The 15,021-nt window shown below is 47.3% G+C and carries 15 protein-coding genes; 6 read left to right on the top strand and 9 right to left on the bottom strand.

Features of this window, described 5'->3' with window-relative positions; translation table 11 throughout:
- Positions 1-33: 33 nt before the first annotated feature.
- The 3 genes from SPM24T3_RS23355 to SPM24T3_RS26075 all read right to left on the bottom strand — a co-directional run bounded on the left by SPM24T3_RS23355 (position 34) and on the right by SPM24T3_RS26075 (position 1,291).
- Positions 34-339, bottom strand: a complete 306-nt coding sequence (locus SPM24T3_RS23355) for a putative quinol monooxygenase (protein WP_009639312.1) — start codon at positions 337-339, stop codon at positions 34-36.
- A gap of 108 nt (positions 340-447) precedes the next feature.
- The gene (locus SPM24T3_RS23350) at positions 448-1,047 is read right to left on the bottom strand and encodes an NAD(P)H-dependent oxidoreductase (protein WP_009639311.1); all 600 of its coding nucleotides are present in this window, start codon (positions 1,045-1,047) and stop codon (positions 448-450) included.
- A gap of 118 nt (positions 1,048-1,165) precedes the next feature.
- The gene (locus tag SPM24T3_RS26075) at positions 1,166-1,291 is read right to left on the bottom strand and encodes a hypothetical protein (RefSeq protein ID WP_255346535.1); all 126 of its coding nucleotides are present in this window, start codon (positions 1,289-1,291) and stop codon (positions 1,166-1,168) included.
- Between the two features lie 71 nt (positions 1,292-1,362).
- Between SPM24T3_RS26075 and parC the strand changes: the two genes are divergently transcribed.
- From parC to ftsP, 3 genes are all read left to right on the top strand, one after another.
- Positions 1,363-3,636, top strand: coding sequence for a DNA topoisomerase IV subunit A (parC, locus tag SPM24T3_RS23345; RefSeq protein WP_009639310.1), 2,274 nt, complete (start codon positions 1,363-1,365; stop codon positions 3,634-3,636).
- A gap of 250 nt (positions 3,637-3,886) precedes the next feature.
- Positions 3,887-4,630, top strand: coding sequence for a 1-acylglycerol-3-phosphate O-acyltransferase (locus SPM24T3_RS23340; protein WP_009639309.1), 744 nt, complete (start codon positions 3,887-3,889; stop codon positions 4,628-4,630).
- A 129-nt stretch (positions 4,631-4,759) separates the two neighbouring features.
- Positions 4,760-6,181, top strand: a complete 1,422-nt coding sequence (ftsP, locus tag SPM24T3_RS23335; protein ID WP_009639308.1) for a cell division protein FtsP — start codon at positions 4,760-4,762, stop codon at positions 6,179-6,181.
- A 95-nt stretch (positions 6,182-6,276) separates the two neighbouring features.
- Here ftsP and SPM24T3_RS23330 read toward each other — a convergent pair whose 3' ends face one another.
- The 5 genes from SPM24T3_RS23330 to SPM24T3_RS23310 all read right to left on the bottom strand — a co-directional run bounded on the left by SPM24T3_RS23330 (position 6,277) and on the right by SPM24T3_RS23310 (position 10,624).
- On the bottom strand, positions 6,277-6,474 hold the full coding sequence (locus SPM24T3_RS23330; RefSeq protein ID WP_009639307.1) for a hypothetical protein: 198 nt from the start codon (positions 6,472-6,474) through the stop codon (positions 6,277-6,279).
- A gap of 75 nt (positions 6,475-6,549) precedes the next feature.
- The gene (buk, locus tag SPM24T3_RS23325; protein WP_009639306.1) at positions 6,550-7,620 is read right to left on the bottom strand and encodes a butyrate kinase; all 1,071 of its coding nucleotides are present in this window, start codon (positions 7,618-7,620) and stop codon (positions 6,550-6,552) included.
- A gap of 16 nt (positions 7,621-7,636) precedes the next feature.
- Entirely contained in the window at positions 7,637-8,527 is an 891-nt protein-coding gene (locus SPM24T3_RS23320; RefSeq protein ID WP_009639305.1) for a phosphate acyltransferase, read from the bottom strand.
- A 120-nt stretch (positions 8,528-8,647) separates the two neighbouring features.
- Positions 8,648-9,385 (bottom strand): acetoacetyl-CoA reductase, encoded by a 738-nt coding sequence (gene phbB / locus SPM24T3_RS23315; protein ID WP_009639304.1) that lies wholly within the window; start codon positions 9,383-9,385, stop codon positions 8,648-8,650.
- A 51-nt stretch (positions 9,386-9,436) separates the two neighbouring features.
- Positions 9,437-10,624, bottom strand: coding sequence for an acetyl-CoA C-acetyltransferase (locus SPM24T3_RS23310; protein ID WP_009639303.1), 1,188 nt, complete (start codon positions 10,622-10,624; stop codon positions 9,437-9,439).
- 370 nt (positions 10,625-10,994) lie between these two features.
- On the opposite strand from SPM24T3_RS23310, the gene SPM24T3_RS23305 reads away from it, so the two are divergent.
- Entirely contained in the window at positions 10,995-11,426 is a 432-nt protein-coding gene (locus SPM24T3_RS23305) for a MaoC family dehydratase (RefSeq protein WP_009639302.1), read from the top strand.
- Between the two features lies 1 nt (position 11,427).
- On the top strand, positions 11,428-12,621 hold the full coding sequence (gene fabV, locus SPM24T3_RS23300; RefSeq protein WP_009639301.1) for an enoyl-ACP reductase FabV: 1,194 nt from the start codon (positions 11,428-11,430) through the stop codon (positions 12,619-12,621).
- A 97-nt stretch (positions 12,622-12,718) separates the two neighbouring features.
- Here the strand turns inward: fabV and dkgA are convergent, their stop codons facing one another.
- On the bottom strand, positions 12,719-13,549 hold the full coding sequence (dkgA, locus tag SPM24T3_RS23295; RefSeq protein WP_009639300.1) for a 2,5-didehydrogluconate reductase DkgA: 831 nt from the start codon (positions 13,547-13,549) through the stop codon (positions 12,719-12,721).
- 280 nt (positions 13,550-13,829) lie between these two features.
- Between dkgA and SPM24T3_RS23290 the strand changes: the two genes are divergently transcribed.
- Positions 13,830-14,759, top strand: coding sequence for an AraC family transcriptional regulator (locus SPM24T3_RS23290; protein WP_009639299.1), 930 nt, complete (start codon positions 13,830-13,832; stop codon positions 14,757-14,759).
- Positions 14,760-15,021: the final 262 nt, after the last annotated feature.

Raw genomic sequence — 15,021 nt, 5'->3', positions numbered from 1 at the left:
AAGGTTTCTTCTGAATGTAAACTCAGAAATAAATCAGACTTTCTCAATAATATTGATCTTCACATTCACTACATCGCTTTTGATATTTTCGCGGTGTGCGTGCATATGTGCCGCCTGCTGATGATCTTCCAGATGAGCCAGACTCTCCCAGTCCTCAATCATAAAGATCGAGTTTGGCGCACTTTGACGCCAGGGGATTTGCCCTTTGACATCGAGAAAAGGCTCGTAGCGATGGCAGCCTTTTTCTTCGAGTACGCTCGGCAGCAACTGGGTAATTTTTTCCAGTACAGCATCGCGACGGCCCGGCTTAATGATGATTTCAGCGATAACGGTTATCATAAAAACCTCGATTTCCCTTTAAATTTGTGAGCCTTAGAAACTTCTTTACTCACATGAATGGTGCACCCTGAGTGTGGCAATAAATGCAGGGTTTGCCAAACTCAGGTTTTACTCAGGTTTTTCAGCTTGACCGAATACGTTTTCCAGGTGCGCGCGATAGTTAGCAAAATAGCCTGCAATGTCCGGCTGTTTGATCACGTCGTTACACATAAAGGTTGGCAGGGTATCCATTCCCAGGAACTGGTTGGCTTTGTGGAACGGCAGATAAACACCGTCTACGCCCACGCCGTGGAAGAACTGACCTTTATCTTCAAACGCTTCCAGCGGGGCATTCCAGGTGACGGAAAGCATGTAGGCGGTGCCTTGGATCAGGCCGCCTGAACCGTATTTTTTCGAGTCGTCCGAACGGGTACGACCATCGCTTGCATACAGGCTGCCGTGGCCTTCAGTGAAGACTTCATCGATGTATTTTTTCAGCGTCCATGGCGCACCCATCCACCAGCCGGGCATCTGATAAATGATGGCATCGGCCCAAAGGTAGCTTTGCACTTCGGCCGCAACGTCGTAACCCTGCTCAATGTTAGTAACGCGAACCTCGTGGCCTGCATCGCGCAGAAAAGTGTCGGCAACTTCAGTCAGGCTGATGTTAAGTGCGCCTTTGGAGTGGGCGAAGGTTTTTCCGGCATTGATAATCAATATGTTGCTCATGGCATAGACCTCGTAAATAAACTGTTGAGAGGATTGTACCTGAGTTCATTACATTGAAAAATGTGCGCTAGCGCACAATACTGTTGCTCATGCAGCAATAATCTGGCGGTGTTATCGACTAATTACCCGCTGTTCGCACATTCCCTGCGCGACCCGAACACAGCATCTGTGACAGCAATACGCCATATGATGTACTATCGCGGACATCATCGCCCTGTGCGACAGCGCCCGTGCGTGTCTGCAAGCGGGCCTCCTTATTTTCCAGAACGTTTATTTTCCTGCACAACAGTGCCGCGAGTCTGAGGATAAAAAGTAATGAGTGAAGTGACTCATGACGGAACAGAGCGTTTAGCGCTGCATACGTTTACTGAAAATGCCTATTTGAACTATTCCATGTACGTCATCATGGACAGGGCACTGCCTTATATAGGCGACGGGCTGAAGCCAGTACAGCGCCGCATTATCTACGCCATGTCTGAGCTGGGTCTCAGCAATAACGCTAAATTCAAGAAATCGGCACGTACCGTGGGTGACGTGTTGGGTAAGTACCATCCGCACGGCGACAGCGCCTGCTATGAAGCGATGGTACTGATGGCGCAGCCTTTCTCCTATCGCTATCCGTTAGTTGACGGACAGGGGAACTGGGGTGCGCCGGATGACCCGAAATCGTTCGCGGCTATGCGTTATACCGAGTCACGCCTGTCAAAATATGCCGAAGTGCTGCTGCGTGAGCTGGGGCAGGGAACGTCTGATTGGGTGCCAAACTTTGACGGCACCATGCAGGAGCCGAAAATGCTGCCTGCACGACTGCCAAATATTTTGCTTAACGGCACGACAGGTATCGCCGTGGGCATGGCGACCGATATTCCGCCGCATAACCTGCGTGAAGTAGCCAACGCCGCAGTTGCCTTGCTAGAGAAACCGGGCAGTACGCTGGAAGATTTGCTGGAATTCGTTCAAGGGCCTGACTTCCCGACAGAAGCGGAAATCATTACCCCACGCAGCGAGATCCGTAAAATCTATGAGTCCGGCAAAGGCTCGGTTCGCATGCGTGCGCTGTGGAAAAAAGAAGACGGCGATGCGGTAATCACTGCGTTGCCGCACCAGGTTTCCGGTGCCAAGGTGCTGGAACAGATTGCCAACCAGATGCGCGCCAAAAAGCTGCCAATGGTGGAAGATCTTCGCGACGAATCGGATCACGAAAACCCGACTCGGCTGGTTATCGTGCCGCGATCGAATCGTGTCGATTTGGATCAGGTGATGAATCACCTGTTTGCGACCACCGATCTCGAGCGCAGCTATCGAATCAACATGAACATGATCGGTCTGGACAACCGCCCGCAGGTTAAAGGGTTGGTGGAAATCCTCACCGAATGGTTGTCTTATCGCCGTGATACTGTTCGCCGTCGTCTGAATTTCCGACTCGATAAAGTACTGAAACGCCTGCATATCCTGGAAGGTTTACTGATTGCCTTCCTCAGTATCGACGAAGTCATTCATATTATTCGTAGTGAAGATGAACCCAAGCCGGTGTTGATGGAGCGTTTTGCGCTTAGCGAAACTCAGGCTGAGGCGATTCTGGAATTGAAATTACGTCATTTGGCCAAGCTCGAAGAGATGAAAATTCGCGGCGAACAGGACGAATTGGCAAAAGAACGCGATCAGCTACAGGCTCTGCTGGCCTCGGAACGCAAGCTTAGCACGCTGATTCGCAAAGAAATTCAGGCCGATGCCGAAGCCTACGGTGACGATCGTCGTTCGCCAATTATTGAGCGTGGCGAAGCCAAGGCGATGAGCGAAAGCGACTTTATCCCATCGGAACCCGTAACCGTGGTGCTGTCCGCAATGGGTTGGGTGCGCAGCGCCAAGGGTCATGATATCGATCCCAGTGGCCTGAGTTACAAGGCAGGAGACAGTTTCCGCAGCGCCGCAAAAGGGAAAAGCAACCAGCCAGTGGTGTTTATTGACTCCACCGGTCGCAGCTATGCGCTGGACACCAACGCCTTACCTTCTGCCAGAGGGCAGGGCGAGCCGCTGACCGGCAAGTTGACGCCGCCGCCTGGCGCGACGATTCAACAGGTACTTATGGCCGCCGATGACCAGAAACTGCTGATGGCTTCCGATGCTGGTTATGGTTTCGTCTGCACATTCAATGATTTAGTCGCACGTAACCGTGCTGGTAAGGCCATGATTAGCCTGCCAGAAAACGCCACTGCACTGGCACCTATCGAGCTGCTGGGTGACGATGAAATGCTGCTGTCGATAACCAGTGCAGGACGTATGCTGCTGTTCCCGGTAGCCGATTTGCCGCAACTGTCGAAAGGCAAAGGCAACAAGATTGTCTCGATCCCTTCTGCTGACGCGGCGTCGGGCGCCGACAAGCTGGCGTGGTTGCTGGTGCTGGCTCCGCAGACCTCTATTACGCTGCACGTTGGTAAGCGCAAGCTGACCCTGCGTCCTGAAGATTTGCAGAAATTCCGCGCCGAGCGTGGCCGTAAGGGCACTCTGTTGCCGCGTGGATTACAGCGTATCGACAGGGTTGAAGTCGATGGCCCGACTCGTCCATCGGTCGGAGAAAGTGAAGAGTAAGTCTATTCATTCAGGGCACTCAGGTGCCCTGAATTGTCTTGGTTGTGTTTGCGGCCAGGCTAATGACTTTGGGTTTATACACAAATAAACTATCTTTGTTGCAAACTTCATTGGTTGAATTAATAAAAACCCTCTCCGGGTTAAGAATAAATATTGTATAGAGACTGCTGAGGCACGAGAATAGCCCAGCGGCAAGGGAACGGCAGGGTCAGACTCTGTTTGACTTCGGTTGTATGCTTAAGAGGGTGTTATGTTATTTATTTTTCGCTTTATTTATGTTGTGGTTTTCTCAATTCTGTTATGCATTTTCGGTTCGATTTACTGCCTTTTCAGCCCAAGAAATCCAAAACATGTAGCGACTTTCGGCCATCTTTTTGGCGGACTGGCACCGATATTTGGCCTCAAGGTTGAAAAGCGTATTCCTGCAGAAGCGGCGCATTACGGTAACTGCATTTATATTGCCAATCACCAGAACAATTACGACATGGTGACGGCGGCGGCGGTTGTTCAGCCTAGAACCGTGACCGTGGGCAAAAAAAGCCTGATATGGATCCCGTTTTTTGGTCCGCTGTACTGGCTGGCCGGTAATCTGCTGATTGACCGTGACAACCGCGCCAAAGCGCATGGCACCATCTCGCAGGTTGTCAGTCAGATCAAAAAGAAAAACGTCTCAATCTGGATGTTCCCGGAAGGTACGCGCAGCCGTGGCCGTGGTTTGATGCCTTTTAAAACTGGAGCCTTCCACGCGGCAATTGCTGCGGGCGTGCCTATCGTGCCGATCTGTGTATCCAGCACCAGCAATAAAATAAAGCTGAACCGTTTGAATAATGGCCTGGCGATTGTCGAGATGTTGCCGCCGATTGACACCACGCAATATGGAAAAGAGCGCCTGCGCGAATTATCGCAACACTGTCATCAAATAATGGGCGAGAAAATAGCCCAATTAGATGCAGAAGTGGCAAGGCGCGAAGCCGAGATGAAAGTAAAAAAATAACGGAATTCTAATCACAGCTTTATGAGCGAGCATATATTGCCTCTCATCAGCCGATGATTATTTAGCGTCCGCCACCATTGAAGGTCAGCGGGATAATTTGAGCTTTGAATTTGTTCCCATGGAGAAGATATGTCCCTCAGTCGTCGCAGTTTTTTACAGGCATCTGGAATGGCTTTGGCCGCTGGATCGTTGCCGCTGAGGGCAAATGCAAGCGGAGCGCAGCCCGTTTTACCTGTGCCTCCGCTGATTGAATCTCGCCGTGGTCAGCCGCTCTTTTTAACCCTTCAGCAAGCACACTGGGCATTCCTGGGCGGTAATAAAGCGCCAGTCTGGGGATTTAACGGCATGTATCTTGGCCCTACCGTGCGCGTTTTCAACGGCGACGACGTCAAACTCATCTACAGTAACCGCCTGCCTTCACCGGCATCCATGACCATCAGCGGTCTGCAAGTTCCCGGAACGCTTACGGGCGGTGCCGCGCGTTTGATGTCGGCCGGTAGCGACTGGTCTCCGGTGTTGCCTATTCGCCAGCCTGCGGCAACCTGTTGGTATCACGCCAATACCCCCGGCCATATGGCACCGCAGGTCTATAACGGACTCGCGGGAATGTGGCTGGTAGAAGATGATGTCAGCAAGAGTCTGCCACTGCCAAATCACTACGGCGTAGATGATTTTCCGATCATTATTCAGGACAAGCGACTGGATAACTTCGGCGTGCCGCAGTACGACACACCGGCCAGCGGCGGATTTTTTGGCGACACCATGCTGGTTAACGGCGTGCAAAGCCCGTTTGTACAGGTTTCGCGCGGTTGGGTGCGTCTGCGCCTGCTCAATGCGTCCAATGCCCGTCGCTATGAACTAACGCTGACCGACAATCGCCCCTTCCACGTTATCGCCTCCGATCAAGGCTTCTTGCCAGCACCGGTTGGCGTGCAGCGGCTGTCTTTGGCTCCTGGTGAGCGAAGGGAGGTGCTGGTGGATATGTCCCAAGGCGATGAAGTGTCTATTTCTGCCGGTGAAGCTGCCGGAATAATGGATCGCCTGCGAGGCCTGTTCCAGCCGTCGAGCATTCTGGTTTCGACCATCGTGTTAACGCTGAAACCTACAGGGTTGCTGCCGTTGGTGACCGACAATCTGCCGATGCGCCTGCTGGCCGATCAGCTGATTACCGGTAATGTGGTGCGCAGCCGCGAATTCCGTCTGGGCGATAATCAACCGGGGATCAACGGTGCAGTGTTTGACCCTTCCAGAACTGACGTGCAGGCAATGCAGGGAACCTGGGAGCGGTGGACTATTCATGCCGATTTGCCGCAACCTTTCCATGTTCAGGGGGTAACCTTCATGGTTAAAACGGTTAACGGCGCTTCCCCGCTGGTGGAGGATGCCGGTTTCAAGGACACGGTATGGGTAGACGGCGAAGTCGAGCTGCTGGTGTACCTGAATCAGCCATCTTACGATCATTTCCCGTTTTTCTACTACAGCCAGACGCTGGAGCTAGCCGATCGCGGCTCGATGGGGCAAATGGTCGTACAACCCTCCACATTCCCTTAAAAATAGCCGAGTGTTTTAGAGGCTCGATGACTTAGTTGAACGGCACACTATGCCGTTCTTGATGAGCTCTCTTTGAAGCGATTTATTGGTCATCACTACTTATATTCGGACTCCAATAACAATCCTGATATACAAAATTGTAAGTTGGCCACTAGCTTTTGTGCCAAAGGCAGGTCAAGTTGAAAAGTTGCATCTTCAATTGAAACTGCCTCATTTTTAAACGAAAGATGAATAACCCCTTTCTCTGACGTTGAATAGGTTTGTGTAGCAATAGTTATTTTTTGGCTCTTCATTTATTTTCCTTAACTTTGCTTATTTTTATCGAATTAAAAGACTATAAAGCAAGGTAATAACCGAATTTGTGCACATCAATAAGTCAAAATAGGGCGACTACCGTTGACGGTGTCACAGACTCCCTGTGCCAAGGCAAGCATTTCATCCTCGCCTGGGTAAATGACAACGTTAGGTGTAATAAAATCAATGCTTTGCTTTATAAGCTCCGTCACTTTCACACTGTAAGAAATTCCACCGGTGATGATTATCGCGTCTACCTTCCCCTTTAATACTGTGGCTGATGCACCGATATCTTTTGCAATCTGATAAGCCATTGCTTCAAGCACTAATTTTGCTGGTTTGCTGCCATCTCTGATCATTGATTCAACGTCCCGGATATCTTTGGTCCCCAGATAAGCGTAAACGCCGCCTTCACCAATGAGTTGTTTGTAGAGTTCCTGATAACTGTATTTACCGGAAAATGCCATCTCCAGCAGGTTTAAAGGCGGGATCCCACCTGCGCGTTCGGGAGAGAAAGCCCCATCTCCGCCAAGTGCAGAGTTAACGTCAACGATACGGCCTTTCTGGTGTACGCCCACGCTGATCCCACCGCCTAAATGTGCCACGATCAAACTGAGTTCTTCATAGGGTTTGCCTATTTCCGTGGCATAGCGACGAGCTACAGCTTTGTGATTGAGCGCATGAAAAGCTCGTACTCTTGATATCAATGGCATACCCGAGATTTTGGCGATTGGTTCGCACTCGTCGACCACAACAGGATCAACGGTATAGGCCTCGTTGCTCTCGTTAGCTTCTTTAGCCAGTTCATAGGCTAAAATCCCGCCCAGGTTAGATGCGTGCTGACCATTCACCCCTTCATTGGCATCTTTAAGGTAAGCCTTGTTGATACGGTACACTCCGCTTTGCAGATTCTTGACCAATCCACCTCTGCCTACAAAATGTTCAATATCCTCCAGCCCATACCCGTGCTCTTTAAGCATGTTGAGGATGATCTGCTTTCTAAAATCCTTCTGTGCTGCAATACTTTCGAAGGGTGCAAGGTCTGAAGCGCTGTGGTTAATCGAGTGGCAGAAAAGGGGAGTAAGATTGTTATATACGGCTAATTTTGTAGAGGTAGACCCCGGATTAATCACCAATATATTCATAGTATTTTCCTGTGACTTAACTTTTGCATTGGGCGATAGCACAGGCAATTGCAAAGTACTTGGTTTTGGCTGAATCAGAACGAGAGGTGAAAACAACCGGGGCCGAGGTGCCTGTCAAAAAACTGGCACTGTTTGCAGCGCCAAGTTGTGTCATCGTTTTGTAAAATACGTTGGCGCTGTTGATCTCGGGCAGCAGGATCAGGTCAACATCACCTCCAACCCTGGATGATATTCCCTTGTGTTCACAGGATTCAAAGCTGAAGGCAAGATCAATGGACAGCGGACCTTCGACCACGCAGTCAGCGTAAATACTTTGACTAAGCATGTCGGCGTCCTGAGTTGCAGGAATTGCTTTAGTGACGCGTTCAACCGCCGCGATGACTGCAACTTTGGGTTTTTTTATCCCTAAAAGATGAAATATGTCGACTGACTGCCTAAGCATTTTTTCTTTATCACTCAAGGTGGGAGCGATGTTGATTCCGGCATCGGTAGCTGCGAACAGCTTGTGATAATAGGGGCTTTGAATAAAAGCAATCTGTGTAACCAGACTCGATTGGCAAATCCCATGTTCTTTGTTCAAGATGGCACGTAGATAAATTGAGCTATCCACCAGACCTTTCATCAAAATGTCTGCGTTTCCCTGTTTGACTAATGCTACAGCTTTTTCACAGGCGAGCATTTTGTCAGGTATATCAATAATCTCGACATTCTCGATATTGAATGAAATAGACGCTGAAATATTGACTATTTTTTCACGACAACCGATTAAAATAGCTTTACCCAAGCGTTGTTCAATAATTAATTTAATAGCCTCAAGGGCGTGTGAGTCTTCAGCTGCGGCTACGGCTATTATTTTTCCTGATTTATTTCTTGCTAATTCGACAAATGACTCAAGGGATTCCAACATTTACGACAAACCTTAAATGGGGACCTGATAGCCATTTAGTAAATGAAACTATCAGGTGAACTCTATGTACTTATAGGCAAAAGGCCATTGTTGATACCAGGTTAAAAATGGACCTGATATTTAACTCATGTGTTGACCACCGTTTATAGAAATGTTCGAGCCAGTGATGTATCCTGAGGTTTCATTAATCAGGAATGCAATAAGCTCGGCAATTTCAGTTGGCTCACCAAGACGGCCAACGGGAATTTGTGCTTTAATCCCATCCAGTATTTCAGTAGGAATATTTTGCATCATTTCTGTATTGATATAACCTGGAGAAATAGTATTTACAGTAATATTTTTTCTCGCGACTTCCTGGGCGAGTGCTTTGGTAAAACCATGAACACCTGCTTTTGCAGCAGAGTAATTAGCTTGACCAAATTGCCCCTTTTGGCCATTGATGGAAGACATATTAATGATGCGGCCACTGCCATTGGCCAGCATATTATCAATGACCGGTTTAGTCATATTAAAAAGGCTGTTCAAGTTAACCTGAATAACATCGTTCCAGTTTTCTTGGCTCATTTTTTTAAAACTGGCATCGCGAGTGATTCCAGCATTATTAACTAAAACATCAATGTGTTGATATTTAGTAATTATTTCGCTAACCACTGCCTGACACTGGTCAAAATCGGACACATTGCAGGTCATTACATCGGCATTTTCAAAGCCTGCTTTTTTTTGCTCGTCGAGCCATGCACCATTTTTGACCGGATCAATGTCAACAGCAACTACACTAAAACCTTCAGTCAGCAATTTTTTGCATATTGCTGCGCCAATACCACGAATGCCACCGGTGACTGCTGCTACTTTTTTCATGACTTAATTACCTGATTTTTATGTTTAATTTATTTAAAGCAGAAGAAAAGATCAGTCTCTTTCAATGGTGACAGAGATGCCCATACCACCACCGATGCACAGCGTGGCAAGGCCTTTTTTGAGGTCCTGACGCTGCATCTCATGTATGAGTGAAACGAAGATCCGTGTGCCGGATGCGCCGATAGGATGGCCTAGTGAAATTGCACCTCCATTGACATTGACTTTCGTTGTGTCCCAACCCATTTCACGGTTAACCGAAATGGCCTGGGCTGCAAAAGCCTCATTGGATTCAATCAGGTCGAGATCGTCGATGCTCCAATTTGATTTTTCGAGAACTTTGCGAGAGGCTGCGATAGGGCCGGTTCCCATTAATTCAGGACTAACCCCGGCACTGGCAAAAGCCACAATGCGGGCAAGAGGTGTAATACCGAGTTCTTTAGCTTTTTTGGCCGTAGTGAGAATCACCATGGCTGCGCCATCATTGACGCCTGAGGCATTACCTGCAGTCACGCTTCCTTCTTTTTTAAAAGCCGGTCGCAGTGCAGATAACCCTTCAAGGGTTGTTTGGGGACGCGGAAATTCATCGCTTTTAAAGATAAGCGGGTCTTTACGCGGCCTTGTAACTTCAACAGGAATTATTTCACTGGCAAAGCGATTTGTTTCTAGCGCTTTTGCGGCTTTATGCTGCGAAGATAAAGCAAACTCATCCTGTTCCAGGCGCGTTATATGATATTTATCAATGATATTCTCGGCCGTCATCCCCATATGGTAATTATTGAACGCTTCCCACAGTCCGTCTTTAACCATGGTATCTTGCAGTGTCCAGTCACCCATTTTTTTGCCGTTTCTTGAGCCTGGAAGAATATGTGGTGCCATACTCATATTTTCCTGACCACCCGCAATAATTAAATCTGCGTCACCGTTTTTTAAAGCCTGATATGCAAGCTGGAGGGATTTAAGACCTGAGCCACAGACTTTATTGATAGTCAGAGCCGAAGCTGACTCAGGGATGCCGGAGTTAATTAACGTTTGGCGAGCCGGATTTTGCCCACATCCTGCAGTTAAAACCTGACCTATAATAACTTCATCCACTTCTAATGGGCTTATGTTGTTTTTTTCAAGCAATGCTTTGATAACGGTAGCGCCAAGCTCGGTGGCGGGAACGCCTGCCAAAGAACCTGCAAAGGAACCTACAGCGGTTCTGGCTGCGTCTAAAATGACGACTTCAATATTGTCCACAATAATAACTCCGTTAATTTAAAAATTATTAAAATATAAATTACTTAATTTAAATAAAACCGCTTATTATGGGGGCTTACTTCACAATTAATGGCCTGTTAATTGTTTGGTTGCATCACTTAGGTTTTAATTTTATTTAATTATAGCGGTTTGCTATGCTTTTTAGTTATTGGATAAGCTAACACAAGGCGGCTGAGCTTGAAAGTCGTAAGCTGTTGGTTTTATTTTTTGAAAAAACACTCTATCAATTAATTTCTGGTTATTAATTGATTTTAAATTAATGTATTTTTTTAACTCAACCCATTTTAATACCAATAAAAAAGGATTACCTTAATGCTAATTGATTACGTTAAATGGATGGTTTAAAGAAATGCCTTATACAATATTAGAGCTTTCTGTAGGTCAGTCAGCGAGTTTTACCAAAACAATATCTGATGCCGATGTGTTAAGCTTTGCAAAAGCGAGTGGTGATATGAATCCCGTTCATATTGATGAGGAGGCGGGTAAATTAAGTGTTTTTAAAAATAGAGTAGTGCACGGTATATTGGTTAGTGGTCTTATATCTGCAGCTTTGGCGAGTGAATTGCCTGGTGCCGGGACTATATATTTAGGCCAGGAACTAAAATTTATAAAACCAACCTTCATTGGCGATACCATCACTGCTCATATTGAGGTAATCGAGATTGATCTTGAGAGAAAACGGGTTCGCTTGAGCACAACCTGTGTTAATCAGCATGGTGATGCAGTGATAAAAGGTATTGCTACTGTGCTGCCGCCTCAACCTGTTTCAAGAGAGGCGTAAGATGATTATTTTGCCGATTATCAAAGAAAATATTGCCAAAAATTGCCACCCGATTGGATTACAAAAAACCGTTCAAAGACAAATCGACTTTATCGAAACTGCCCAAACCATTAATGGTCCTAAAAAAGTGTTGGTGATTGGTGCTTCCTCTGGCTATGGTCTGGCATCGCGCATTGCGCTGTCTTTTGGCGGTGGTGCTGACACGATTGGTATTTCTTTCGAGAAAGGGCCGAGCGAAAAAGGGGTAGGGACTGCGGGTTGGTATAATAACATTCACTTTAAGCAAGCAGCCGAGCGAAAAGGTTTGATTGCCAAGAATTTTATAGGTGATGCATTCTCTGACTCCATGCGTGAGCAAGTCATTGATTTTGTTCGTGCCGAGTTTGGCGGCAAAATTGATATGATTGTTTATTCGCTGGCAGCTGGAGTCCGTACTGCGCCTGACGGTGTTAAATATTGCTCTACGCTAGGTGTGAAGGGCGACGAGTTTTCAGGTCAAAGCTTCAATCTTGAAACGCAGAGTCTGTGCACTCAAACACTGTCTCCAGTCAGCGATCAGCAGCTGCAGGACACGGTAAAAGTGATGGGTGGAGAGGATTGGAAGTTGTGGATAGACACGCTGACTCAAGCTGACGTTCTTGCTGAAGGTTTTAAGACTGTTGCCTATTCTTACATCGGCCCAGAATCTACCTATCCACTGTATAAAGACGGATCCTTAGGTGCGGCCAAAGAGCATTTACACGCCACGGCAGACCAGCTTAACACTCAACTTACAAAAATTAATGGCGAGGCGTATGTTGCCGTATGCAAGGCATTAGTGACAAAAGCAAGTGCCTATATCCCTGTTTTTCCACTATATATTACCTTGCTCTATCAGGTTATGAAGGAAAAGCGTCTGCACGAAACCTGCATTGAGCAAATGCATCGTTTGATGTTTACTCGACTTTACCCTGCACTTGGGCCGGTAGTGACTGATGCTTCACGTTTGATTCGCATTGACGATTGGGAGTTACGCAGCGATGTACAAACTGCCGTTGAAGCCTATAGAAAGCAAATCACGGCTGAAAATTTTAAAGAAATAGGCGATTTTGCCGGTTATCTCGAAGAGTTTAATGCATTGAATGGTTTTGGATTCGATAACTTTGATTATCAGGCGAAAGTGAGTTTGGAAGAGCTATTGCAGATGGAATGCTAATCTGCGGCGATTAGCATTTGTTTTGCTGATATCCCCGACTTTGAAACATGACACACTATTAACAATAGCAGTGTGTCATGCTCTGGGAACTCCTGGATCAGAAATTCAGTTTATCTTCAGGATTTGGCCCTAAACGATTACCGGTATCAAGCTTGGTAAACTCGGCCAGTTCTTCTTTCTCTAACTTGAAATCAAACACTTCGAAGTTTTCATGGATACGTTTTGGCGTAACCGATTTTGGTATAACAATCAAACCGTTATCTAGATGCCAGCGGATAACAATCTGTGCTGGAGTTTTATCGTATTTTTTCGCTAATTTCTGGATAAGCTCTTGATCAAACAAGCCGTCGCCGCCCTGTGCCAGCGGACTCCAGGATTCAGTAGCAATACGATGTGTGGCATTCCAGGCATGAAGCTGGCGCTGGGCCAGTGAAGGGTGAAGCTCAATCTGGTTAACCGTTGGCGCTACGCCGGTTTCATCAATTAGGCGTTGCAGGTGTGGAATATGGAAATTACACACGCCAACGCTCTTCGCCAGACCTTGCTCTTTCAATTTTAACAGCTGTTTCCAGGACTCTACGTAGTTGCCCTGATCTGGCAGCGGCCAGTGAATAAGATAGAGATCGACGTAGTCGAGTTTCAGCTTCTCAAGACTCTCTTCCAGCGCTTTTTGCGCATACAGTTGCTGGTCATTCCACAGCTTGGTGGTGACGAAAATCTCGTCGCGAGCAATGCTGGTTTCCTGCAAGGCTTTACCGACGCCTTGCTCATTTTTATACGCCGCAGCCGTATCAATATGGCGATAACCTGCGTTTAGCGCAGTAGCTACTGCATGCGTCGCTTCGTCGTTACTGGCTTTCCAGACACCGAGACCAAGTTGAGGAATCCGGTTGCCGTCGTTAAGCTTTATGATGGATTGCGTTGACATAAATTTCTCCTGTTGGGGGAATGCGTAATCCACGCATTTATTGCCTGATTGGGTAAGTTTAGTAAACGAATAGCCATTCCGCTGAAATTGCTAATGATTCATTTTCAGGTATTTATCTGAAAACCGTCATTGACCAGCTCGATGCCCTAGTGTGGCAGGAAGTATCCTGTTGTTTGATGCACATTCCTGTTTAAAACTTGCCTGATCCTGTAAGCCGGTATAGAAAAATCCGAGAATATGGCAAAATTATTGCCAGTTCGTTTTTTATCGGAGAAGAGTGATGCAAGATGTTGAAAGCCTGTGCGCCGAGCTGGCAAAAAAAGTTGAGCTTCTTACTGAGAGTTCGCAAAAGTTTCAGTCGAGCGTACCACAGGCGACTCTTATGTGTTACTCAAGCTACCATGCTCGCCAACCGGTAATGTATAACCCGAGCGTTACCATTGTTTTTCAGGGCAGCAAAATAGGCTATCTGGGCAATAAAACTTTCTCCTACGATCCCAAAAATTATCTGATGCTCACCGTTCCGCTGCCGTTTGAGTGTGAGACGTTTGGCACGCCCGAGCGACCGGTTACTGGCGTGTCGATTCGTATCGACCCGGTTATGTTGCAGGATTTGCTGATTGAAATGGGCGACGAAGGTTTCCCGCATCAGCCGGATCAGTCTTCAGGGATCACCTCGGGACTGCTTGATGAAGATATTCTCTGCGCCAGTGAGCGTTTGCTTGACGTGATGGACAAACCGCTGCGTGCCAAAGTACTAGGCCCGCAAATTATCCGCGAAATCCTGTTCTTTATTCTGACCAGTGAGAACGGCGGGGCGTTGCAGGCGTTGGTTAATCGCCACACCCATTTCAGCCAGATAGCGAAAGCACTGCGTAAAATTGAAAATCAGTATGCCCAGCCGCTCAGCGTTGAGCAGCTCGCCAGCGATGTAAACATGAGCGTTTCGGCGTTTCATCACAATTTCAAGGCAGTAACTAGCACCTCGCCGCTGCAATACTTGAAAAATTATCGACTGCACAAAGCGCGGACGATGATGATTTATGACGGTGTGAAGGCCAGCAGTGCAGCGTTGAGCGTGGGTTATGAGAGTGCGTCACAGTTTAGCCGAGAGTTTAAACGCTATTTTGGTGTGACGCCAAGCGATGAGATTGCCCGTATGCGGGAGAGTAGCTCTCTATCGTTAACGGAAACTGTATTTGGCAGCTAATACCCATATCTTTCAAACTGTAGGTGCGCTTTCTGCGCTCATTCACCCCAATCACTTACTTGTGTAAGCTCATGGGGATTCACTCACTTGAAATCTTCCTACAGCTCGAAATCTATAGGGTATTTACCCCTATCTTTCAAACGGTAGGTGGGCTTTCTGCGCTCATTCACCCCAATCACTTACTTGTGTAAACTCATGGGGATTCACTCACTTGAAATCTTCCTACAGCTCGAAATCTATAGGGTATTTACCCCTATCTTTC

Origin of the sequence: Serratia sp. M24T3 (genome assembly GCF_000257645.1) — a bacterium.
In the GTDB taxonomy this organism is placed as follows: domain Bacteria; phylum Pseudomonadota; class Gammaproteobacteria; order Enterobacterales; family Enterobacteriaceae; genus Rouxiella.
This window is presented reverse-complemented; position numbering and strand designations above follow the sequence as displayed.

Excerpts from the sequence above, each read along its gene's own strand:
- SPM24T3_RS23355 (WP_009639312.1), bottom strand. The coding sequence starts at position 339 with ATGATAACCGTTATCGCTGAAATCATCATTAAGCCGGGCCGTCGCGAT.
- SPM24T3_RS23350 (WP_009639311.1), bottom strand. The coding sequence starts at position 1,047 with ATGAGCAACATATTGATTATCAATGCCGGAAAAACCTTCGCCCACTCC.
- parC (WP_009639310.1), top strand. The coding sequence starts at position 1,363 with ATGAGTGAAGTGACTCATGACGGAACAGAGCGTTTAGCGCTGCATACG.
- SPM24T3_RS23340 (WP_009639309.1), top strand. The coding sequence starts at position 3,887 with ATGTTATTTATTTTTCGCTTTATTTATGTTGTGGTTTTCTCAATTCTG.
- ftsP (WP_009639308.1), top strand. The coding sequence starts at position 4,760 with ATGTCCCTCAGTCGTCGCAGTTTTTTACAGGCATCTGGAATGGCTTTG.
- SPM24T3_RS23330 (WP_009639307.1), bottom strand. The coding sequence starts at position 6,474 with ATGAAGAGCCAAAAAATAACTATTGCTACACAAACCTATTCAACGTCA.
- buk (WP_009639306.1), bottom strand. The coding sequence starts at position 7,620 with ATGAATATATTGGTGATTAATCCGGGGTCTACCTCTACAAAATTAGCC.
- SPM24T3_RS23320 (WP_009639305.1), bottom strand. The coding sequence starts at position 8,527 with ATGTTGGAATCCCTTGAGTCATTTGTCGAATTAGCAAGAAATAAATCA.
- phbB (WP_009639304.1), bottom strand. The coding sequence starts at position 9,385 with ATGAAAAAAGTAGCAGCAGTCACCGGTGGCATTCGTGGTATTGGCGCA.
- SPM24T3_RS23305 (WP_009639302.1), top strand. The coding sequence starts at position 10,995 with ATGCCTTATACAATATTAGAGCTTTCTGTAGGTCAGTCAGCGAGTTTT.
- fabV (WP_009639301.1), top strand. The coding sequence starts at position 11,428 with ATGATTATTTTGCCGATTATCAAAGAAAATATTGCCAAAAATTGCCAC.
- dkgA (WP_009639300.1), bottom strand. The coding sequence starts at position 13,549 with ATGTCAACGCAATCCATCATAAAGCTTAACGACGGCAACCGGATTCCT.
- SPM24T3_RS23290 (WP_009639299.1), top strand. The coding sequence starts at position 13,830 with ATGCAAGATGTTGAAAGCCTGTGCGCCGAGCTGGCAAAAAAAGTTGAG.